We start from the raw sequence: 20,238 nt of genomic DNA, 5'->3' as shown, positions 1-20,238 counted from the left end.
AGCGTCTCAAGGAATATCTTTCGGTCGGTACCACCAGTGGATTCAGGCATCATCGGGCATAGGCAGGCAAGCTTGCCTATGCTCGATGATGGCTGATCCGCGGCGATTATGCAAAAGGGATGTATATGTATGAAGCGATGTGATTGGGCTAATTCAAACCCCTTGGAACATTATCATGATGAAGAATGGGGTGTGCCAGTACACGATGACCGAAAACATTTTGAAATGCTTATATTGGAGGGTACTCAGGCTGGATTGAGTTGGGAAACTGTTTTGCGCAAAAGGGAGGCATATCGTAAGGTATTCAAGGGATTTGATCCTGAAAAGGTCGCCCGTATGACTGATGCTGAACTCGAAGAACAGTTGAAAAATCCAGGGATTATTCGCAATCGCCTTAAGGTGTTTGCCACGAGAAAGAACGCGATTGTGTTCATAAATATACAGAAAGAATTCGGCAGTTTTGATGCTTTTGTTTGGGAGTTTGTGGGTGGAAAACCGATAAATGGCAAACGAGAGACGATCGAGGATGTTCCTGCAAAAACAGCCGAGAGCGAAGCACTTTCCAAAGACCTTAAAAAAAGAGGGATGTCCTTCGTTGGTTCAACCATCATATATGCATATATGCAGGCAGTTGGCCTTGCGAATGATCATTTAGTCTCGTGTTTTAGATACCCTGAATTCCGATAATCATGCATAAGAAGGCTTTTGCAGTGGATCGCGGCAAAAAACGACGCCCGCTGAAAGGCAGTGTTATGCCAAAAGAGAGAAATGGTATGGATAACATTAGCTCCGGCAGGTTTGAGTTCCCAGCTCAATACCACAAATTCCATAGGGATCAGGTCTTTAATTTCCAGCTCAACAGATGGTATTCCCTTGGCTACGCCAGATTTGAAGACATGCAGGAAGCTGGGCATAAAATAGCGTCCTTTGATGACTGGAAAACCGAGATGATCAGGCTTGGAGAAAAGGCGGTCACAGAAGAACGCTTTGTTAATGCCGCTTTTTATTTCAGGGCGGCTGAGTTTTATATTCTGACGGACAACGCCGAAAAAAATGCGCTGTATGATAAATTCAAAGATTGTTTCGACAGGGCCTTTGGAAAGGACGCAATCGAACGATCGAATGTTCCATACGGAGATAGCGCTCTGCCGGCAATGCGCGTACCCGCAAAAAGCCAGCCGAAAAAGGGCACAATAGTCCTCCATGGCGGATTCGATTCATTCATTGAGGAATTCTATTCAATGATGGTGGTTTTTTCGGAACACGGTTATGACGTTGTCGGCTTTGAAGGCCCAGGTCAAGGAGCGGCCCGCAGGAGGCACGGGATCGCCTTTGACTATGAATGGGAAAAGCCCGCTAAAGCCATATTGGATTATTTCAATCTCAACGCGGTGACGTGGCTCGGAATATCGATGGGAGGATACCTTTGTTTTAGAGCCGCAGCATTTGAACCGCGCATAGCCCGTGTGATCGCATCAAGCGTCGCCTTCGACTATGCCAAGTTCCATAATGTTGTTGCGGAAAAGGTGGGGAAATTTTTCTTTGCGCGCCTGAGAAAGCTATCGAACTACAAGATGAAGAGGATGATTGAGCGTGGCGGAATGCCTGCGTGGATGATCGGCAATTTGATGTATATCGCCAATGCACAGGAGCCGATAGAAGCGACCGATTTGATGCTAAATCTCAATGCAAATAACCTTCATTCCGATCTGGTGAAACAGGATGTACTGATTCTCACGGGGAAAGACGATCATTTCGTCCCGTTTAAGATGCACGACCTGCAGGTGAAAGCACTGACAAGTGCCAAGTCGGTAACCGCCAGGGTCTTCACAAAAGAGAATCAGGCCCATAATCATTGTCAGATCGGGAACATAGGTCTTGCCCTTGACGTCATGCTGAATTGGATTGAAGTAGTTTCATCGACACAAATGAAGGACGGCATAACGATGTGATTCGGCCGACTCGTTACACGCGCGGCTGATCACCGGCAGGGACATCCTTAACATTTTAAGTGTGTAAAAAAACGTTTACTGTTGCCCTTTGCCGAAATATATGGAGCCAACGGCAGATCCGATGACCGGTAGTCTTTAGGAATGTCAGAGAAGAGGTCCAAGTCTTCAGTCTGATACGCTCAATGTGTCACAGGGAGAAGGGGGAAAAATGGCCGATCAGAAATATAGGAAGGTTCACCGCTATCAGTGTCCCTGCGGTTATGAGTATGATCCTGAGAAGGGTTGCAAGGAAATAGGCTGCGATCCAGGGACCCCTTTTGAAGATCTTCGCGATCAGTTGACATGCCCTCGGTGCCAGAGGGCAAAGGTCCATTTCAGAGAGAAAAGATATTCAGTTCCCGCTTAAATGGGGAGGCAAAGCGGCATTTAGTTGTGAAATGGGCCGGACCAAGGCAACTGAAGACAACTGGCTGGCATATTGAGGCAACGCTGGTTTTAGGTTGGCTGACGACAGGGCCAACTGTAACGTTTGGGGAAATGGACAGCCGATCTCTTTTCTGATTCCTTTTCGCCGAGACGGGCGAAAACCGTGGAATCAAAATCAGCGCGCATCATGTGTGACCGTATTTACGATCAAGTGCACTAATCTTCGGATTTCGCCTTTTCCACCTCGGCAGTGACGCAGTAGATGCCCTTACCTTCCATGCCCGGTTTGAAGCAGGCGTTGTCCGACCTGCAAAGGGCCTTGCGGCGATCGCCGGACTTCCAACGGTTTACAAGGTCAGGCTCGCGAATAAAGGGACGGCTCATGGAAATAAAATCCACTGTCCCGTCATCCAATAGCTTTTCGGCCGTTTCGAAAGACCTTATGCCCCCCACCAGGATCAGAGGAATACCTAACTCCTCGCGGAAGGCCCGGGCTTCGTTCTTGAAATAGGCCTCCTGCTCCTCGCTTTTGACCACTCGGCTGGGGTTCATGCGGCCCCCCGTGAGCAGTCCGCCGCTGATCTCCAGGGCGTCCAGTCCTGCGTCCGCCAACATCCGGCCCACCTGGATCGCATCATCTGTATTCAGGCCACCCTCGACAAAGTCACCGCAATTGAGCTTTGCCAGAATCGGGAAAGCCTCGCCCACGGCGTTGCGGATGGCACGGAGCACCCCAAGAAGGAATCTGGCCCTGTTTTCGATGCTGCCGCCGTAATCATCCCTGCGTCGATTGTACAGAGGGGACAGGAATTGGCTGAGGAGGTATCCATGGGCGCTATGGATCTGCACTCCGTCGAATCCTGCCGTCTTGGCCCTCCTGGCCGCTTCGGCAAATGATAGTGTGACGCTCTGGATATCGTCGACGGTCATCTCATGGCGGGGCGTCTTTCCCAGGCCTTCGAAGTCCGAAGCCGCCCAGGCCGCGGTTCCCGTGACGCTTTGGGCGGCAAAACACCCTGCATGAGCGAGTTGCATGACGATCTTGCCCCCGTTTTCGTGGACGGCCGCGGCCATCTCTTTTAGTCCATGGATCAGTTCATCTTTGTACACACCGATCTGCCAGGGTCCGGCCTGGCCTTCCTCGCGAATGTAGGCGTGAGAGGAGATGATCATCCCCACTCGCCCCTTGACCAGCGCAACCATGGTTTGGATCAGTTTCGGGGTCACCGCACCGTCCTCGGCCGCCATGCCTTCCCAGGTGGCCGAACGGACGAATCGGTTCGACAGCACCATCCCTTGTATTGTTCCGGGTTCAAACAGCTTGCTCATGAAGAAAACGCCTCCCTTTAGCCGGTCCTTCCATTGTGGTGCGGACTGAATGCGTTATGTTAATGCTGACTTCTTTCGGGCCCGATGAGACCCACTTCGCCGGTTGTAATCAAGTCCGGATCATTCCCAATGCGCCGGACGGACCGGCGATGCCCCATTTGCCGGTCATGCCTCCGGTTGACCCTCATCCACCGTATGGCCGCCAAGCGCCTGCGCATGATCGGCGCGATCAGGACCGTTCTGCTCGACTCCTCAAATGATCATATGGCGAAGGACAAAAGGCGCATCTAAGGGTCCGTGGCGAGGCATACCTCCCGAATACCCGATTCACATAAACTTATCAACAAAGAAACGCCCTCCTCCTCACGTCAATTTTCCTTGACATCACTTAATTTTGCAATATGATACCCAGCAAATATCCTTTAACCGAAAGATATGAGCCACAAACCATGACCTCCGTCGCGAAAAACAGGGAACGCTGGTATTAGGTTGACTGCAGGGAACAGCGTCAGTTCATCATTGATAAAATGCACGAACTGATCCAAGGAGGTGAGAAGGTATATGGAACCGGAGCAACAAAGCACTGAATGGAGACGGCGCCACGGCCCTGACAGGGTATTCCCCGGCCTCGATAGCAGTCCTCGGCAGCAACCAACACAAGCAACGGCCTATGGTTGCCCTGATGGGAGTCAACTGAGGCCTTGAAAAGGATCAGGACATACCGCTCTCCCAAAAGCGAAGTCAGGACCAGCCCCTTAGGGGGACGGGGTCTGTTTGCACGCGAGGACATCCTCAAAGGGGATGTGGTAGCGGTAAAGGCGGGACACATCCTCAGGGCTGAGGAGGTGTCCGGGCTTACCAGATCTTTGGGGGACTATACGCTCCAGATCCACGATGATTTCTTTCTGGGCCCCCGAATTCTGGCGGAAGTGGAGGACATGGTGATCTTCATCAATCACTCCTGCGATCCCAATGTCGGTTTTGACGGTCAGATCACATATGTTGCCATGCGCGATATCCATGCAGGCGAGGAGCTCTGTCACGACTATGCCATGGCACGAAGCCTGAAGTATGAACTGAGGTGTCGGTGCGGGTCGCGCCTGTGCAGGGGGATCGTGACGGGAGAGGACTGGAAGATAAAAGCGCTTCAAGAAAGATACGGCGGCTATTTCAGCTCCTACCTGCTGAAAAGGATTGCAATGCGCAATTCATGACGGATTCATATCCAAAGGAGGCAATCATGATAACTTCCCGGGACCAAATGAGGACGCACTACCGTTTCAGGGACTTTCTGTACTACACATGCCTTTTGGCGGTCCCGGTCTTAACGGCAATCCTTGCGATCCTGAGACATTCCGTGTTCTGGGCTGTCCTCTTTGTGGGGGTCACTGCGGCCATGACCGTGCTCATCCTGAAATTTTATTGCACCCGCTGTCCCCATTACACGCGGGAGGATGGATACCTCAAGTGCATTTTTTTCTGGGGCCTTCCCAAGCTCTTCAGTCCAAGGCCCGGAGCGCTCAATTGGGTTGACAAGGCGGTGGTCTTCGGCGCGCCCGCGGTGCTGTTGATCTTCCCCTTATTCTGGTTATTCAGGGAACCCGGCCTCCTGATCCTCTACCTGCTGTCTCTGGCCGGGTTCGGCGCCACCATCTATCGCAATGAATGTGACCGCTGCATCTACCATGAATGCCCGGTGAACAGGGTCCCCGAGGCGGTTAAGAGCCAGTCTCAAGAACCTTTAAAATAGGCACAAAGGGAAGATCTTCGGGACTTCGGTCATTTCTTTGCGCAATAGAATGGCAGCCTTGAGGTAATTCTGGATAGCCGAACCGATCAAGTGAGGGAGAGACCCAATTGGGACGTTAAGACCGACAGACTGCTAGGATCACAACAATGAAAGTAATCAATGTTCACGAACGCGAACTCAAAGCCGGTCGCGAGCAGGTGGGGGCGCTCATTGACTCACTCGCCTCAGAGGATGACCGCCTGTGGCCGAACCATTCATGGCCCCGCATGAAACTCGATCGTCCGCTCAGCATCGGTGCAAAAGGCGGACATGGTCCCATCAAATATTATGTTGAGGAATACGACCCCGGACAATCCGTCAAATTTCGCTTCACCTACCCAAAAGGATTTAATGGATTTCACCGATACGAGGTTGTGAAGCGGACGCAACAGTCTGTGGTATTGCGGCACACCATAGAGATGTCATTGCACGGCTCCGCCTGTTTGACCTGGCCGCTATTTATCAGGTCTCTGCATGATGCATTGCTTGAGGACGCTCTTGCCACTGCTCAGGCGTCGCTTGGAATGATTCCGCAAATCCGGGCGTGGTCGCCCTGGGTAAAAGTGGTTCGATGGATAACTTCCGGTGGTAAAGCACCGTCACAGATTCCCCCCGACATCCTTTTTCACCGGAGCGCAAAATACCGCGCCCGCTGAAGATCACGGCCTGCTCTGATGGTGAGGTTTGCCGTGCCGCATTTTGTTTCGGGTATCCCAGGATACCGGCTGAAGATTTCAAAGACCATTGCAACGGCCGTGGGCACTGCAGGGTGAGATTAATCGCCTGCGTTGGAGTGATCATAGGGTGCTGAATGCAAGTCCATCCGTCTCCATATGATGCACGCCCTGGGAGAAAATGTTCTTGTATTATTCAAAGACCTCCTCTACATTATTGGTCACATCATAAAAACAGCATGCCCATCAGAGGAAACACACAAGCCGTCTGTTTCTGAGGATTGTAATGGAAGGATATGCCCGGATCCTTGATTATCAGGTACGGGAAGCGGCCGGAAACGCTGAATCATTTCATCGGAGAGGAATTGTTCCATGAAACAGGGTCTCGTATCCCAACCCATAGAGTGTGAAAGCCTTGATCACGCCATAGACATCTTTTTTCAAAAGGGATGGACAGACGGGCTCCCGGTGGTTCCTCCCACCAAAGACAAGGTGCTCCGGTTTCTTGACGCCGCCGGGCTGGAACCGGGGGACCTCCTGGGGGCCATTCCCGAGCGAAACAGGGTGTTTACTGCGGAAAAGGTCGCCATCAATGCAGTCATGGCCGGATGCCTTCCGGAGTACTTTCCCGTGGTGGTTGCGGCCGTACGCGGCATATCCCGTCCTGAATTCGGACTGCACGGGGTCACGGCGAGCACCGCCGGGGCGGGAATTCTGATGGTGGTCAATGGTCCAATCTCAGAGGAATTGGGCCTCAACAACGGTCAAAATCTCATGGCTCCCGGATATCGTGCCAACGCCACCATCGGGAGGGCCGTCAGACTCGCCCTGTACAACCTCGGAGGGAGAGAGTTCGACAGGACGACCCTTGGGCATCCGGGGAAGTACACCTTCTGTTTCAGCGAACAAGACAGCCAATGGGAACCGCTTCATGTGGTTCGGGGACTCCCGAGGGAAACGAGCGCCGTCACTGTTTTCGCTGCCGAGGGCCCCAACCAGATCCAGAACCACAGCGCATTGAAACCGGAAAACATCCTGAACACCATTGCCGACCGAATGCGGGCTCTGGGGAGTTTCAACATGGGGGGAGATGTTGAATGCGCGGTGATTATCTGTCCTGAACACTATCAAACCCTCATTAAGGGGGGCTGGACGAAAAAGGGGGTGCAGGAATATCTCTTTGAAAAGGCCTGCCGCCCCCTGGCGGACCTGAAAAGAGGGGGGCTGGATGAGACCCCCCTGACATCGGAAGATGAAGAAAAGATGGTCCGGGCCGTTTCCGCCCCGGACCGGATCCTGCTGATCATGGCCGGAGGAGTTGCTGGAAGGTTTTCAGCATGCATGTTCGGATGGTTCAACCGGAAGATGTCCAGGGCGGTTAGTGAATCGATCGGTCCGCCTTGCGCAGGCGACACCTGAACGGTCACCGGGATTCCGTTGGAATTCTTGAAACAGTGAAACAGAATAAGGGGAGATAGATATGTCCATTACAGTGCTGGATCCCACCAATGCGCCCGTCAAGACAGCCTTTGACACGGCGCCCCGGCCTGCGTCCCTGAAAGGACTTACGCTGGGGCTCATTGATAATGGGAAGCGGAATTCCGATTACCTGCTGAAAGGGATTGGGCGCCGGCTGAAACATCTGCACGGATTTGAAGGTGAGATCCTTCTCAAGAAGCCGTCCCCTTCCCATGGGGTTTCCGAGGATGCGGCACGGCAATTGGCGGAAAAGGCGCAAGTGGTGGTGGCCGGGATCGGGGACTGAGGTTCATGCAGTTCGGGCAGTGTGCTCGACGGAATCATCATGGAACAGTTTGGGATTCCGGCCGCCGTCATCTGCACGGAACCCTTCACCTCATCAGGAAAGGCCATGGCTGTAGCCCACGGGTTTCCCGATTATCCGTTTGTGGTCATTCCCCATCCCATAAACGCGACCCCCTATGAACTGCTTGATCAGTGGGTGGAAGATTGCCTGCCGCAGGTTGTCCGTCTCCTGCTCGGTTGACGCGTCGACTTGAAACTGAAACTGTCAAGAGCGTCCGGGCCGGGAGCCTGTTCTGTTGCCGGACCTTAGGCCCTTTGTCTGCAACTTCTCTGCAACGTGCGAAGAAGTTTGCCCGGGGGCGGCCGCCGGACGATACGAGCACATTTTATTGCAGCTCTTGGGCAGAGGCCCCCACGGGCGTCCTCGGGGGACTCGGGTGCAACCTGTTTGGTTGTGGCCGTGTGGCCGCCTTGGAAGAACTTGGCACCAGTGTTCCGGAAGTTGCGAGGAGGGTTGATTCGCGGAAGGGTCAAGGAGTGGGGCGGCACCACCATCAACGCCGGCATGTGGGCCCCCAAGAATCCGTTTCCTTTTGAATCCGGAGGGGTCATCCGCATGGTGGTTGATTTCCCAGACCCGGAGAATTCACCCATTATCAGCCCTCCGGGCCGGTCAGGACAATACAGGAGTCCCCATCACGGCGATCAGGCCGAGCCCTGGGCCCGGGGAAGACAGATTCCCATTCATTTTCATAAGACGGAAAAACTGGATAAACCCTTGATATTCAAGCCTGACCAAGTGAAGTGACGAAAATGCCAAAAAAGCCCACCTATGAAGAATTACAAAGGCAAGTTCTGGAGTTGCAGAGTGCTGAGCTTGATCGCCGGAGGATGGAAGCGCTCCTCAGGGATGAAGTCGTACGCTGGCGCCTTCTGTTTGACCAATCAAGAGATGGGATTGTTATCCTTGACCAAAATGGAAAGGTGTATGAGGCGAATAAGCGATATGCGGAGATCCTCGGTTACTCCTTGGAAGAAATGCATCAGCTTCATGTATGGAACTGGGACATTGTATTTACGCGGGAACAACTCATAGAAATGATCCGGGAAGTCGATGATTCAGGGGCTCACTTCGAGACGCAACAACGTCGCAAAGACGGCACCATCGTCGATATAGAACTCAGCAATAATGGGGCGGTTTACAGGGGCCGAAAGCTGGTATTCTGTATATGCAGGGACATCACGGATCGCAAACGAGCGGAGAATGAACGGATTAGACTCATTAAAGAGCTTCAGGAAGCTTTAGCAGAGATCAAAACGTTAAGAGGCATACTGCCCATTTGCTCTTATTGCAAGAAGATTAGAAATGATAAAGGGTACTGGGAGCAAATTGAAGTATATTTTAAAAAACATTCAAAAGCAGAATTCAGCCACGGCCTATGCCCGGCATGCGCTAAAAAATTTTACCCGGATTTCTTTGATCAGGAAGAATGATCGGATTCAAAGAAGATCCCCTGGGACGAGACTGACCGTATATTTCACTGAAATTCGGCAAGGGCGGAAGCGCTGTTGATCAGTTTATAGCACAGGGACTGTATCAGCTTGACGCCGAGGGTGGGGGATGCGCTGATGACCGCTTCTATCTCGATCCTGGGAAGACACAGGACCACGCAATCAGTGGCCGCCACAACCGTGGCTGTCCGGGGGGTGCCGAGGATAGCACCGATCTCGCCCACGAAATCCTGACCGGTCTTGGCCTCGATCGTGTTTATCTTCTTTCCCCGGACAAAGATATCCAAGGATCCCTTCTGAAGAAGAAAAAACCGGGTGTCAACGTCTCCTTCCCGAAGAAGGACATCCCCCTTTGCGATTTCCCGGCGGTAGTCCGCCATGTCCGGTTTGCTCATGCTCCGTCTCCCAGAAACCGATTGCAGTGGATTACCGCCCGGAAATGGGGCGATTCGCCTTTTTGGGCTGACCCCGAGCCCCTGTGTCAACACCGGGAACAGGGCAAAATACCGGAGGCCGCTTGTGGTTAGGTGTCCTGCCGAGCCGTAATTCGCTTGTTGGATGCTTCAATGATCTTATCGATCAATACATAATAAGGACTCTCAGTGGGAACAGCCTCTTTCAAGTGCTCTACATACTCCTGAATCTTTTCGAGTGCGTCCGCCTGGGCCTCTATGATGGTTTCATAATCCTTTTGGAGTCCAAACACCTGATCGATCCTCGCTCCCAGGGTTCTCAGTATCTTCTCCAGTTGATCCTCCGGAAGGTTATCCAGGTTCACCAGAGAACTCAAAAGCTGATTATGAAGTATTTTATAGGTCCGAAGGGTGTCTTCTGAATTGATGAAGCGTTTGTAATCCAATATTCTGTCGATTTTCAGTTTTACATCCTTGAGTGAGATCGGCTTTGTGATGTAATCAAATGCCCCGAGTTTCATGGCCTCCACTGCGCTTTCAACAGTGCCATACCCGGTCATCATAATGACTTCGGTCCCGGGCATATTCTCTTTGGCATATCTGAGGAGGCTCATTCCTCCTTCCTTATTATTTTTGTTGTCAGGCATATTCTTGTCGAGCAGGAAAACATCATATTCATTTTTCTTCATCAAGACCAATGCCGCGTCCACTGCGTCCGCAAAGTCCGCCTGGTACCCCAGATCCGCCATAAATTCGGCAAGCGTATCCAGAATCTCCTTTTCATCATCTACCACAAGTATTCTTGATTCCATCCAATGACCTCCTCGACAAGATTCATGCAGGTCCTTGCAGCACCCGACTCCCCGTCCGGACCCCTATCCCGCATGCCTGGTCCCCGCCAATTCATAGGAATCCAGGTGGTACCGCTTGATCTTTTCAACAAGCGTGGTCCGCTTCAGGTTCAATAGTTTGGCCGCCTCATTCTTTACCCCTTTGGCCTTCTGCAATGACTGGAGGATCAGTGCCTTTTCAAATTCGCTGACCGCCGTATTGAGGCATATCCCTTCATCTGAAATGCCGATTGGCGGTTCTTCCATCTGGATTTCAATAGACCCGCGTATCCTGCCGGGCAGATCGTATGCCTCTATTGTCCCCTCCTGCTTCAAGACCGCCAGCCTTTCGACCAGATTTTTGAGTTCCCTGACGTTTCCGGGCCACGGGTAGGCAGATAGAACATCTAAGGCCTGTTTGGAAAATCCTTCGAGCCTATATTCATTTTTTTCGTTGATGACCTGGAGAAAATGTTCGGCCAGAAGGGGAACGTCCTGCCTTCGGCACCGGAGCGGTGGCAGGGACAGCGGGATGACGCACAGTCTGTAGAAGAGATCTTCCCGAAACAGCCCTTTTTCCACCCGATCTTCAAGATTTCGATGGGTTGCGGCAATGATCCTGATGTCCACCCGCAGGGTGTCATTGCCTCCGACCCTTTCAAACTCGCTCTCTTCCAGGACCCTCAATATCTTGACCTGAAGATCAGGACTCATATCGCCGATTTCATCCAGAAAGATGGTCCCTTTGTCCGCCTGCTCGAACTTGCCGGTCTTATTCTTGAAGGCCCCGGTAAAAGCACCGCGGACGTGCCCGAACAGCTCACTTTCCAGAAGATTCGCCGGAATCGCCCCGCAATTGATGGAAACAAAGGCCTTGCGGGCCCTTTGAGAGTTTAGATGGATGGCCTTGGCCGTCAACCCTTTGCCTGTTCCGGTCTCCCCGTAAATCAAGATCGTACTGTCGCTGGCCGCCACCTTTTCAGCGACCTTTAGAACTTCCTGGATTTCGTTGCTTTCTCCAATAATCCCGTTAAGTTCCATTCAAAATACCATCTCTCTTTGTCAAAAGATCTTCCACGTTCCTGCGTTCCCGGAAAATTGACCGGAAGGATCCAGATCGTGTCAACTTCCTTTTTTTCTTTGTAAAAGACTTTAAAGAAAACAGGCGGAGGTGTCAACAGAGAATCTTCCGAAGGACACGTCCCGTATGACGCCGGTACTGGTCGAAGCGAAGCGTAGATCCCGCAGCATGCGGGAATGTGCATTAATGGATGCGTAGAAGACGCTGGAAGTCCAGCGCTAGACTCTTTATGTGTAACTTCTCTGCAACCTGCGAAGAAGTTTGCCCACGGGCGTTCAGAACGCTTCCGGGACTTGGGTGAAACCTGTTTGGTTTCGGCCGTCAGGCCGCCTTAGGAATGACAGCCCATAGCGCATCGGCCGTGGACGGATAGTGGATTTTCCGACCTCTGGCCTCCGGCCTCCATTGCGCTGGCTGTCTGGTACGAAACTTGCTTTCTCAAATTAGATCCGTCAGCTCATGGCGGCTCTCGATGCATTCGGGGGATAAACCAGGGAAATCGAGGCTGGCAAGCCGTTCCTGTCACCGGTGCTCCACACTCCCGTTAACTTCTAAGATTAAAGGCGCTGCTGTTGGGCAATAACACAGATATTACAATGAGCCAGTACAGAGAGTTGTCCCGGCTGGTATACACCGCATCAGGCATATACCTGCCGGAGAGCAAGCTTGGACTGCTCAAGGCCAGGATTGCCAAACGACTGAGAATCTTGCGTATCGATACCGCAAATGAATACATCTCGCTCGTCAGACAAGATGCTCATGAGTTTAGAAACTTCATTGACGCCATCACGACCAATCACACCTTTTTTTTCAGAGAAAACGGTCACTTCGAATTCATATTGAAGCATATTGACAAATCCAGGCACCTGAATATCTGGAGTGCGGCCTGCTCCACCGGGGAGGAGCCCTATTCACTGGCGGTTCAGCTGGTGGATAATGCATATGACTTTCATCTTTATGCCTCGGATATCTCCGACTCTGTCCTAAAGATTGCAAAAACCGGCATCTACCCTAAAGAAAGAGCACAAAGGGTCCCGCTGCCGATACTCCGCAAATATTTTCAACAGGGCCGCAATGAGTGGAAAGACTATGTGAAGGTGCGTGGTGAGGTGAAAAAATTTACAACATTCGGGAAGCATAATTTACTCAGCGATTCATCTCGCCAACAGTTCGACATCATATTCTGCAGAAACGTGATGATCTATTTTGACAATGAGACCCGGCAGAAGGTGGTGCTAAACCTTTGCCGGGCATTAAGAGCCAAAGGCTATCTTTTCGTCGGGATGTCTGAAAGCCTTCGAGGGATAGAACATGGGCTCAAACATGTGTCGCCGGGTGTTTATAGAAGCTGACGTCATCGTCGCTGGGCAGGGAAAAAGATGAAAAAAAACATCAGGGTATTGATTGTTGATGATTCAGCCGTTGTGAGAAAGGTATTATCGGAGACCCTGTCGCGCCAAAGGGGAATCGAGGTCATCGGCACGGCGCCCGATCCATATGTGGCCAGGGACAAGATTGTCACATTGAATCCGGATGTCATCACCTTAGATATCGAAATGCCGCGCATGGACGGGATCACCTTTCTCAAGAAATTAATGAAATTCTATCCGATTCCCGTCATTATCGTCAGCTCGCTTACCCCGAAAGGGGGAAGAGTGGCCATGGAGGCCCTCTCTATCGGCGCCCTTGAGGTGGTTTCAAAGCCGTCCACCGCCTATTCCGTGGGGGACATGGGTATTCAGTTATCCAATAAAATCCGGGCCGTGGCCAATGTCAACATGAAGGCGAAAATGGCTGAAAGGGCGTTCACCGCCCCCCCCAAAGCAGTGTTGGGTTCGCGCGCCATGACGGCCACGACCAATAAGATTATTGCCATAGGGGCGTCCACGGGCGGGACCGAGGCGATTAAGACCGTCCTGATGGGCCTCCCTTTCAACTCACCGGGAGTGGTCGTGGTTCAGCACATGCCGGCCAAGTTCACCACCTCTTTTGCTGAAAGGCTCAACTCCCTGTGCGACCTGTCGGTCAAGGAGGCTGGCGACGGAGACACCGTCACCAATGGGTGCGCCCTGATTGCACCGGGGAATTTTCACATGCTGCTCAAACGGAGCGGCGCCAGATATTATGTAAGGGTCAAGGAGGGCCCGATGATCCACCACCAGAGACCCTCGGTTGACGTCCTTTTCAATTCAGTGGCGGATTATGCCGGCGCAAACGCCCTCGGCATCATTCTTACAGGGATGGGGGCGGACGGTGCGGACGGGCTGTTGAAGATGAAACAGGCAGGGGCCAAGACCCTGGCCCAGGACGAAAAGAGCTGCGTCGTATTCGGCATGCCCAAGGAGGCTATTGAGCGCGGCGCCGTAGACAAGGTGATGGGGCTGGACAAAATTGCCCAGACAGCGCTCAATCTGATTCAATCACCTTAGCCATCCCGTCACCCTACTTTTTATCCAGCACCCTTCGAACGGTTTCGGCAACAGTACCGATGGTGGCCGGCTTTCGAAGAATCTCCCGTACGCCCATCTCCCTGGTCCGGGCTTCGCCGATAACCTCCCCGTATCCCGTGCAGATAATGATGGGGATATCAGCCCGGATATCGATCAATTTTCTGGCCAATACCTCCCCGGTCATACCGGGCATGGTCATATCCGTGATCACCAGACTAAATTCATCAGACCGCTTCCCGAACACCTTGAGTGCCTTCGCCGGATTGTTCTCCACATGTACGCGGTAGCCGAGGCTTTCCAGCACCTCCCGGGTAATATCGGCAATCTCCTTTTCGTCGTCCACAAAGAGAATTCGTTCCTTTCCGGTGGGAATCGGTCGGGGCCGCCGGGTCTCAGCCTCGGATTTCTCTTCGATAACAGGCAGAAAAACCTCAAAGACAGACCCCTCACCCGGCCTGCTGCCCACGGTCACCGCGCCATGATAGCTTTCAACAATCCCATACACCACCGACAGGCCCAAGCCAGCGCCCTCGCCAGGCTGTCTGGTGGTAAAAAACGGTTCAAACACACGCTTCATGACCTCCGGCTCCATGCCGATGCCCGTATCTTTGACCCGCAGTCTGACATATTTTCCCGGCGCCATGCCCACCGGAAAGGACGACGTTTCCCCTGCGTCTATATTATCAAGACTCACCTCAAGAATACCCCCTGCTTCCCGCATGGCATAAAACGCATTGGTGCACAGGTTCGTGACCACCTGATGCAGTTGTGTGGGATCGGCCATCACCATCCGGAGATCGCCGGCGATCTGAGGATTGATTTCAATGGTCTTCGGCAGGGAGGCCCTCATGAATTTCAAGGTCTCCTTAACAATAGCCCTCATATCCAGCGGCTTTGGGGCATGCTGTTGCTGGCGGCTGAAACTGAGGATCTGGCCCACCAGATCCGCTGCGCGGGAACAGGCCCTTTCTATTCTCTGCAGGTTGTTGATTACCGCGCCGCCGTCCTTGAGAATTTCGAGCGCGTATTCCGTATTGGCCGAGATAATCCAGAGAATATTGTTGAACTCATGGGCAATACCGCCTGCGAGGGTTCCGATGGCCTCCATCCGCTGAGTCTGTTGCAGAATTTTTTCAAGTTCTCTCTTTTCTTTTTCTATCTGTTTGAGTCCGGTGATGTCCCGAACCATAATGAGGGCGGCCCGCTGATTTTCGTGAAAGGTGGGAGAGATGCTTAACTCCACATCCAGGGGAGTCCCATTCGGGTTAAACAGCACGGTTTCAAATCTCTGATCTTCCTTTTCCCCCGAAACAAACCGCTCGTAGGATTCCACAACGCTGGTCAATTCATCCGGATGAACATGATCGAAAAAGGGGGTTTCAAGGATTTCCTCTCGCGCAAATCCGATCATGTCGGCCAATCGTTTATTGCTGAATCGGATGATATCATTCTGAATAATGCAAATGCCGTCGTTGGAGCTTTCAACGATATTGCGATATTTCTCCTCGCTTTGGATAAGCGCATTTTCTGAGAATTTATAATCTGAAATATCCCTATTGCTGTAATACCTTCCCAGCCACTTCCCTTCCCGGCTGTAAACCGGTCTGCAGATGTGCCTTATCCATCGCACGTCCCCATCTTTTCGGACAATCCGGAATTCCTTCTGAAACGCCTCCTTAATGGTGAAATCCTCATTAAAGTGATTAAGGATTTGTTCCCTGTCTTCCCTGTGAATGATATCGGTAATCAGATTCGGGTTCTCCAGGAACTCCCTGCGATCATATCCGGTGAGTTGCCTGCACGAAGGCGTGACATGTGCAGGTTTTCCATCAGATCCAAGCCACCCATTCCAATCACAGGCAAAATGGGCAAAAGGGCCGAATAGGTCTTCGCTCCAAGGGGTTACGTCGCCGGTCTCCTTTAGATCCAATCGGTCGTCTTTTTCTTTGGACATTCGGAATGGTCCTCAATGTTTGGGGGTATTTGTCATCTGTTTAGCTTCTTTCGGGAATTATAGAGTTATTCAACAGGAATGTTTTCTTGTCAAGGAATTCCTGACACAACCAGCCACTCTCATTCTGGGGCCTGAGAGCTGCAATGCCAAGTTCGTGGTGTCGCCGTAAGGCGATTTTTCAAGGCCTTACTGCCCCGCTGCAAAGTCATCTCATCGCTCTTAAAACTAAAATGAGAGTTGCTGTGACACAACGCGGGGCGGAGTCGTCTTCTCCGGAGATCGAATCCAGTGCAGGAGCGGATTCAGGTTCCTCCGGCCGACCATTTCAAATATGGGAAGGAATCAATGGTGCGTCATGGCCTGAGAGCATGCCCAGTCTCTCTTGCTGCGCTCTGCCATTCGCCTTTTCACCTCTTCCCTACCGAGACCCATCATGATCTGGTAGGCATTATATTTTGTCTTACAGAAATAGATGTCAAAAGGATGTTTATCCCCTTGGTTTCGGAAGATCCTGATCCCGGGAATCCCGCTCTCCCGAATAGACTCAAACCCGGTGTTGATCAAAAGCGGTTCCACGTCATGCCTGTTCTGCCAGGGGATACATGCCCCCTCCATGCCAAGGGATGGGTCCATAATGGACCGGATCTTTTCCGTTACCCCTCCTACGGCCAGGATGATTTCGCCGGTCAATGACCCGGTCACGCCGAATTTCTGATTCACGGGCTGGCCCAGATAATCTGAGATAAGGGCTATATCGATGGCAATGGATGCACTGTCACCTTCTACGCCGCCATGAGCTTGAATATAATCCACATACATTTCATATCCCACATAAGGGGCCCCTGCCTTTTCCAGCACCTTCTTGATGGAGGCCCGCACATTCTGGCATGCGGCCTTGGCAATATCGCCCAGATTTCCCGGGGCCACCATGGTATCGGCGGCCCCCCCATTGATCTGACAATGGATGGGCAGGGGCATACCGTGAGTCTCGCCGCTCGAAATGGAGCGTATGACGGCAAGGCCCACCACGTAACCAACGGCATCTGTCATGGAGGTAATATACTTTTTGAGATCTTTCCTGCTCTCAAAGATCTCTTTTGACAGGGCCCCTTCGAGACTCATGTGGGTGTTGAGAGCGGTTCTGACATGAGATGCCTCAACCAGGGGCGAATTCTTAAGGATGGCCTCGAATTCAGCGGTCTTGATGATACCGTTGATGGGTCTCAGTATAGCACTCAATTTCCTGTCCGAGGCCCTGGAGCGGAGTTCTTTGATGATCTCAAGAACAGCCCCCCTGGAGAAATCCCGCTGTTCCAGTCTGTAATCAGGAGGAAGGGATTTCCCGATAATCTTTTCGCACCGCTCCCGGACGCCGTCATGCCCCTCTTTCTTCAACACCTCCCCCCATGCGTTCTCAAATTCCCTGCCCAGATCAATTGTCTCCTGTTTGATGTACCTGGCCACCTGCATGATGTTTTCCGGGGTTTCGGGTACGGCGCTTTCCATTTGAATGACCTCCCCACGGTCCTCAATGCGGCTCATGAAAGCCCCATCGCCTTCTTTCCTCAGATAGGCCAGGGTATCGTGATTGCAACATGCAATAATAATGTTATCCGCCTTGAGGCTGTCCTCCGATCGGTCCGCTGCACCGCTTCCGGTAGATCTTCCACCTTCCAGAACAAACCGCTTGTTTTGCATGATTTCCAGGAGGTCAGACATGTACCCTGTCTTGATCAGGGTCTTGAGTTCGTCGATGTAGATGATGGGGGCCTTTGCGTGTGCCCCTAAAAACGCTCTTTTGTGAGCGGGCGTGTGGAGATGACCCGATTGATAGGGGTCATGACGGAACCCGCCCTTCATATTTCTGGCACTGGGTTCCGATATTCTTGCCATCAGGTCCTTATCTTTTGTAGGATCATATAAGACTTCAGGAACCATATCGAGGATGTGCTTCATCTCGTTCCGTTTGCCGAGCAGGTTTTCCCGTTGAATTTTTTCCTGAGCCCTATGGTTATTTTCCTGCATATACATAAATATGGCTCCAATGCCTGCAAGCCCGGCAGCAATAAACGCAGGCGGAAAAAAGAGCCCTGCCGCCACGCTCACGCCTGCCATGATGAGAAGCCCCCATCTCACTTTTCTCACAGAGCGGATCTGTTCCGACAGGCTGAATTCGCCCACGCTCTCCTGGGCAGATTCAATGGACGCATGTATTTCGGAGATATATGCATCTATCTTGTGAGGATTCTCATATGCAATCCGTATGTGATTTTTGTCTTTTCCAGGATAGGCGATGATCGAATCGCGCGGCCTCAGATAATCGCCCATGGACCTGTCCAGCACCTCGTTGAACATGTTGGCGATCATCGATTTTCCGGTCCCCGGCCGCCCGACCATCAGAACGTGGCCCTTGTTCTGAGCAATTTTTCGGACCGCGTCCTTTGCCCTGGTCTGAAAAATCACCTTCTCAATGGGGTCATCGGGCACGGATACCTCTGAGGTGTCCTCAAAAAACTGGAGGTGCTGATTTAGAACGGCCGGGTAGGCCATCAGCTCCTCAAGAGAGGCATCGTCGCTTACGGTGTAATCACTGGGCATTTTGGTAGCCTGCTGCAGAGTCGAGGAGATAAAACCTGCCGGATTCACACATAGAGGCCCTCTTGCTGATCTCTGAATAAAGTTGGGGCAAATCCGTTTTTATCGGCTCAAGGGCGCGCACATTGTGCATGACGGACAGGCAGATGTAGACCCTGCACTCTCCCGACTCCATGCCGGGGACATAGCTGAACGAAACCCCAATCTGATGACTGCTCAACGAACTAATGACCGCATCCTTTTCATCTGTGCCAAGTCGGCACGATTCAAAGACCTCTCTGTATATCTGAGGCGGATCTGCATGTGAATAATCGATCTCCATCTTCCTGTTAAAAAACAATCTGAACGGTCTGGCATGTCCCTCTGTACATTTCAGGAAGGCATTTCGCAATTCGGGGTTCCGCTCTATGGATTGTTCCAGAAGTTGCAGGTATCGTATCCGTTTTACGTCTGCAATCCAGAACTGGACGTCATCGTTTGCGTCAAGGACACAGGCCTTCACCTTGCCGTCTTGAATAAATCGGATCAGTCGGTGGGATCTTTTGGGGTCAAAGGCACGGAAGTCGAACCCCCTCATCTCAAAAAGGTCGTCCGCTATATATGCACCTCCAAGAATTACAGCCACTTCCTGATTGATGTTTTTCACCACATAGTCAACCTTTTCTTCAATGGCGCCTTCCAGTTTCAGAAGGGATCGTTCGTTTGCCAGGTCTTCGCATATCCCCACAATGTCCGCGACCTTACTCAAATCCAGCCCTCTCAGTCTTTTTGCAATGGGGGCATAGGGAGTTAGAAATCCCTCGATTTTTCTGAAGTGGGCCTTCAGGGCCGCATCTTCAAGATGAGGAGCTGACTTCCGGGGGGGGGCCATCAGAACCTCGCTGGACTGGATATCTTTTCGACGGGCGGAGCGACGAATCCATGCGGGAAGGCGATTGCGTATCTTTTCTTTCACCTGGGGAACAATAGGCGTGTAATAACGGATATCGCACCCCACAAGGGTCTTTAATACCTCTATCGGATCCGGGCTGAGCAGATACCTGCCAAGATCGGAAATGCAATATACCATTGGAGAAGCAGGCGTCGCCTCGACCCCAAACCGATTCACGTCCATGTCGGTGAATCTGCCTCTGGAAATGATCCACATATCATCCGGGCGAGCTGCACCGTCCCCGGAATGAGGTATAGATGCCACCATCTCAAACACCCTCCCGTCCCAGAATATGCATGACAGTATCTGAGGTCGACCTTTTTTTCGCCCTATCCGGGCTGGATAGAAACAGGGGATTCATTCCGGTGCAGGGTGAGGCACCTTTCTGATATCCATCTATGATAGAGGTTCACAGGTTCTACGTCTCCCTCTACGGGGTTCAGGGTTAAGGGGTACGCAAGTGAGGTGTAACTGGATATAAATAGACCCAATCTTGGAAAAAATTCAAGGAGGATTATAGGGGGGATGAAATAGGTAT

Annotated in this window: 20 protein-coding genes; 13 read left to right on the top strand and 7 right to left on the bottom strand. The window is 52.0% G+C overall.

Going from position 1 to position 20,238, the window contains the following annotated elements:
• Nucleotides 1-129 precede the first annotated feature (129 nt).
• From K9N21_09825 to K9N21_09815, 3 genes are all read left to right on the top strand, one after another.
• Nucleotides 130-687: a DNA-3-methyladenine glycosylase I gene (locus tag K9N21_09825; GenBank protein ID MCF8144206.1), complete on the top strand. Its 558-nt coding sequence runs from the start codon at nucleotides 130-132 to the stop codon at nucleotides 685-687.
• 23 nt (nucleotides 688-710) lie between these two features.
• Entirely contained in the window at nucleotides 711-1,952 is a 1,242-nt protein-coding gene (locus K9N21_09820; protein ID MCF8144205.1) for an alpha/beta hydrolase, read from the top strand.
• A 208-nt stretch (nucleotides 1,953-2,160) separates the two neighbouring features.
• Entirely contained in the window at nucleotides 2,161-2,358 is a 198-nt protein-coding gene (locus K9N21_09815) for a rubredoxin (protein MCF8144204.1), read from the top strand.
• 236 nt (nucleotides 2,359-2,594) lie between these two features.
• Here K9N21_09815 and K9N21_09810 read toward each other — a convergent pair whose 3' ends face one another.
• A complete protein-coding gene (locus tag K9N21_09810) occupies nucleotides 2,595-3,707 on the bottom strand; it encodes an NADH:flavin oxidoreductase (GenBank protein MCF8144203.1) in 1,113 nt (370 codons plus the stop codon).
• 701 nt (nucleotides 3,708-4,408) lie between these two features.
• On the opposite strand from K9N21_09810, the gene K9N21_09805 reads away from it, so the two are divergent.
• From K9N21_09805 to K9N21_09770, 8 genes are all read left to right on the top strand, one after another.
• Nucleotides 4,409-4,921 (top strand): SET domain-containing protein-lysine N-methyltransferase, encoded by a 513-nt coding sequence (locus K9N21_09805; protein ID MCF8144202.1) that lies wholly within the window; start codon nucleotides 4,409-4,411, stop codon nucleotides 4,919-4,921.
• Between the two features lie 26 nt (nucleotides 4,922-4,947).
• Nucleotides 4,948-5,457 carry a hypothetical protein gene (locus K9N21_09800; protein MCF8144201.1) on the top strand — a complete coding sequence of 170 codons (510 nt, stop codon included), beginning with the start codon at nucleotides 4,948-4,950 and terminating at the stop codon, nucleotides 5,455-5,457.
• Between the two features lie 146 nt (nucleotides 5,458-5,603).
• Nucleotides 5,604-6,152, top strand: coding sequence for an SRPBCC family protein (locus K9N21_09795; protein MCF8144200.1), 549 nt, complete (start codon nucleotides 5,604-5,606; stop codon nucleotides 6,150-6,152).
• A gap of 390 nt (nucleotides 6,153-6,542) precedes the next feature.
• Nucleotides 6,543-7,589 (top strand): hypothetical protein, encoded by a 1,047-nt coding sequence (locus tag K9N21_09790; GenBank protein ID MCF8144199.1) that lies wholly within the window; start codon nucleotides 6,543-6,545, stop codon nucleotides 7,587-7,589.
• A 61-nt stretch (nucleotides 7,590-7,650) separates the two neighbouring features.
• A complete protein-coding gene (locus K9N21_09785) occupies nucleotides 7,651-7,935 on the top strand; it encodes a hypothetical protein (GenBank protein MCF8144198.1) in 285 nt (94 codons plus the stop codon).
• Between the two features lie 39 nt (nucleotides 7,936-7,974).
• Complete coding sequence (locus tag K9N21_09780) at nucleotides 7,975-8,175, top strand: hypothetical protein (GenBank protein ID MCF8144197.1); 201 nt, start codon at nucleotides 7,975-7,977, stop codon at nucleotides 8,173-8,175.
• Between the two features lie 273 nt (nucleotides 8,176-8,448).
• Complete coding sequence (locus tag K9N21_09775) at nucleotides 8,449-8,742, top strand: penicillin acylase family protein (protein MCF8144196.1); 294 nt, start codon at nucleotides 8,449-8,451, stop codon at nucleotides 8,740-8,742.
• Nucleotides 8,743-8,747: 5 nt separating this feature from the next.
• Nucleotides 8,748-9,428, top strand: a complete 681-nt coding sequence (locus K9N21_09770) for a PAS domain S-box protein (GenBank protein MCF8144195.1) — start codon at nucleotides 8,748-8,750, stop codon at nucleotides 9,426-9,428.
• A 44-nt stretch (nucleotides 9,429-9,472) separates the two neighbouring features.
• On the opposite strand, the gene K9N21_09765 is transcribed toward K9N21_09770, so the two are convergent.
• The 3 genes from K9N21_09765 to K9N21_09755 all read right to left on the bottom strand — a co-directional run bounded on the left by K9N21_09765 (nucleotide 9,473) and on the right by K9N21_09755 (nucleotide 11,730).
• Complete coding sequence (locus K9N21_09765) at nucleotides 9,473-9,841, bottom strand: cyclic nucleotide-binding domain-containing protein (protein MCF8144194.1); 369 nt, start codon at nucleotides 9,839-9,841, stop codon at nucleotides 9,473-9,475.
• A 128-nt stretch (nucleotides 9,842-9,969) separates the two neighbouring features.
• Nucleotides 9,970-10,671 (bottom strand): response regulator, encoded by a 702-nt coding sequence (locus K9N21_09760; GenBank protein MCF8144193.1) that lies wholly within the window; start codon nucleotides 10,669-10,671, stop codon nucleotides 9,970-9,972.
• 63 nt (nucleotides 10,672-10,734) lie between these two features.
• Complete coding sequence (locus K9N21_09755) at nucleotides 10,735-11,730, bottom strand: sigma-54 dependent transcriptional regulator (GenBank protein MCF8144192.1); 996 nt, start codon at nucleotides 11,728-11,730, stop codon at nucleotides 10,735-10,737.
• A gap of 612 nt (nucleotides 11,731-12,342) precedes the next feature.
• Here K9N21_09755 and K9N21_09750 point away from each other — a divergent pair.
• Nucleotides 12,343-13,122, top strand: coding sequence for a chemotaxis protein CheR (locus tag K9N21_09750; protein MCF8144191.1), 780 nt, complete (start codon nucleotides 12,343-12,345; stop codon nucleotides 13,120-13,122).
• A gap of 27 nt (nucleotides 13,123-13,149) precedes the next feature.
• Entirely contained in the window at nucleotides 13,150-14,199 is a 1,050-nt protein-coding gene (locus K9N21_09745) for a chemotaxis response regulator protein-glutamate methylesterase (GenBank protein ID MCF8144190.1), read from the top strand.
• 13 nt (nucleotides 14,200-14,212) lie between these two features.
• On the opposite strand, the gene K9N21_09740 is transcribed toward K9N21_09745, so the two are convergent.
• The 3 genes from K9N21_09740 to K9N21_09730 all read right to left on the bottom strand — a co-directional run bounded on the left by K9N21_09740 (nucleotide 14,213) and on the right by K9N21_09730 (nucleotide 19,967).
• Entirely contained in the window at nucleotides 14,213-16,174 is a 1,962-nt protein-coding gene (locus K9N21_09740; GenBank protein MCF8144189.1) for a PAS domain S-box protein, read from the bottom strand.
• A 342-nt stretch (nucleotides 16,175-16,516) separates the two neighbouring features.
• Nucleotides 16,517-18,772 carry an ATP-binding protein gene (locus tag K9N21_09735; GenBank protein ID MCF8144188.1) on the bottom strand — a complete coding sequence of 752 codons (2,256 nt, stop codon included), beginning with the start codon at nucleotides 18,770-18,772 and terminating at the stop codon, nucleotides 16,517-16,519.
• The gene (locus K9N21_09730) at nucleotides 18,762-19,967 is read right to left on the bottom strand and encodes a hypothetical protein (protein ID MCF8144187.1); all 1,206 of its coding nucleotides are present in this window, start codon (nucleotides 19,965-19,967) and stop codon (nucleotides 18,762-18,764) included. The genes K9N21_09735 and K9N21_09730 overlap by 11 nt, the downstream gene beginning before the upstream one ends.
• Nucleotides 19,968-20,238 lie beyond the last annotated feature (271 nt).

This window comes from Deltaproteobacteria bacterium (assembly GCA_021737785.1).
Lineage (GTDB): Bacteria > Desulfobacterota > DSM-4660 > Desulfatiglandales > Desulfatiglandaceae > AUK324.
The sequence above is the reverse complement of the archived record's forward strand: the minus strand, read 5'-3'. Positions and strand labels throughout refer to the sequence as shown.

Coding starts and splice junctions, on each gene's coding strand:
- K9N21_09825 (MCF8144206.1), top strand. CDS start 130: ATGAAGCGATGTGATTGGGCTAATTCAAACCCCTTGGAACATTATCAT.
- K9N21_09815 (MCF8144204.1), top strand. CDS start 2,161: ATGGCCGATCAGAAATATAGGAAGGTTCACCGCTATCAGTGTCCCTGC.
- K9N21_09810 (MCF8144203.1), bottom strand. CDS start 3,707: ATGAGCAAGCTGTTTGAACCCGGAACAATACAAGGGATGGTGCTGTCG.
- K9N21_09800 (MCF8144201.1), top strand. CDS start 4,948: ATGATAACTTCCCGGGACCAAATGAGGACGCACTACCGTTTCAGGGAC.
- K9N21_09795 (MCF8144200.1), top strand. CDS start 5,604: ATGAAAGTAATCAATGTTCACGAACGCGAACTCAAAGCCGGTCGCGAG.
- K9N21_09790 (MCF8144199.1), top strand. CDS start 6,543: ATGAAACAGGGTCTCGTATCCCAACCCATAGAGTGTGAAAGCCTTGAT.
- K9N21_09785 (MCF8144198.1), top strand. CDS start 7,651: ATGTCCATTACAGTGCTGGATCCCACCAATGCGCCCGTCAAGACAGCC.
- K9N21_09780 (MCF8144197.1), top strand. CDS start 7,975: ATGGAACAGTTTGGGATTCCGGCCGCCGTCATCTGCACGGAACCCTTC.
- K9N21_09770 (MCF8144195.1), top strand. CDS start 8,748: ATGCCAAAAAAGCCCACCTATGAAGAATTACAAAGGCAAGTTCTGGAG.
- K9N21_09765 (MCF8144194.1), bottom strand. CDS start 9,841: ATGAGCAAACCGGACATGGCGGACTACCGCCGGGAAATCGCAAAGGGG.
- K9N21_09760 (MCF8144193.1), bottom strand. CDS start 10,671: ATGGAATCAAGAATACTTGTGGTAGATGATGAAAAGGAGATTCTGGAT.
- K9N21_09755 (MCF8144192.1), bottom strand. CDS start 11,730: ATGGAACTTAACGGGATTATTGGAGAAAGCAACGAAATCCAGGAAGTT.
- K9N21_09745 (MCF8144190.1), top strand. CDS start 13,150: ATGAAAAAAAACATCAGGGTATTGATTGTTGATGATTCAGCCGTTGTG.
- K9N21_09740 (MCF8144189.1), bottom strand. CDS start 16,174: ATGTCCAAAGAAAAAGACGACCGATTGGATCTAAAGGAGACCGGCGAC.
- K9N21_09735 (MCF8144188.1), bottom strand. CDS start 18,772: ATGCCCAGTGATTACACCGTAAGCGACGATGCCTCTCTTGAGGAGCTG.
- K9N21_09730 (MCF8144187.1), bottom strand. CDS start 19,967: ATGGTGGCATCTATACCTCATTCCGGGGACGGTGCAGCTCGCCCGGAT.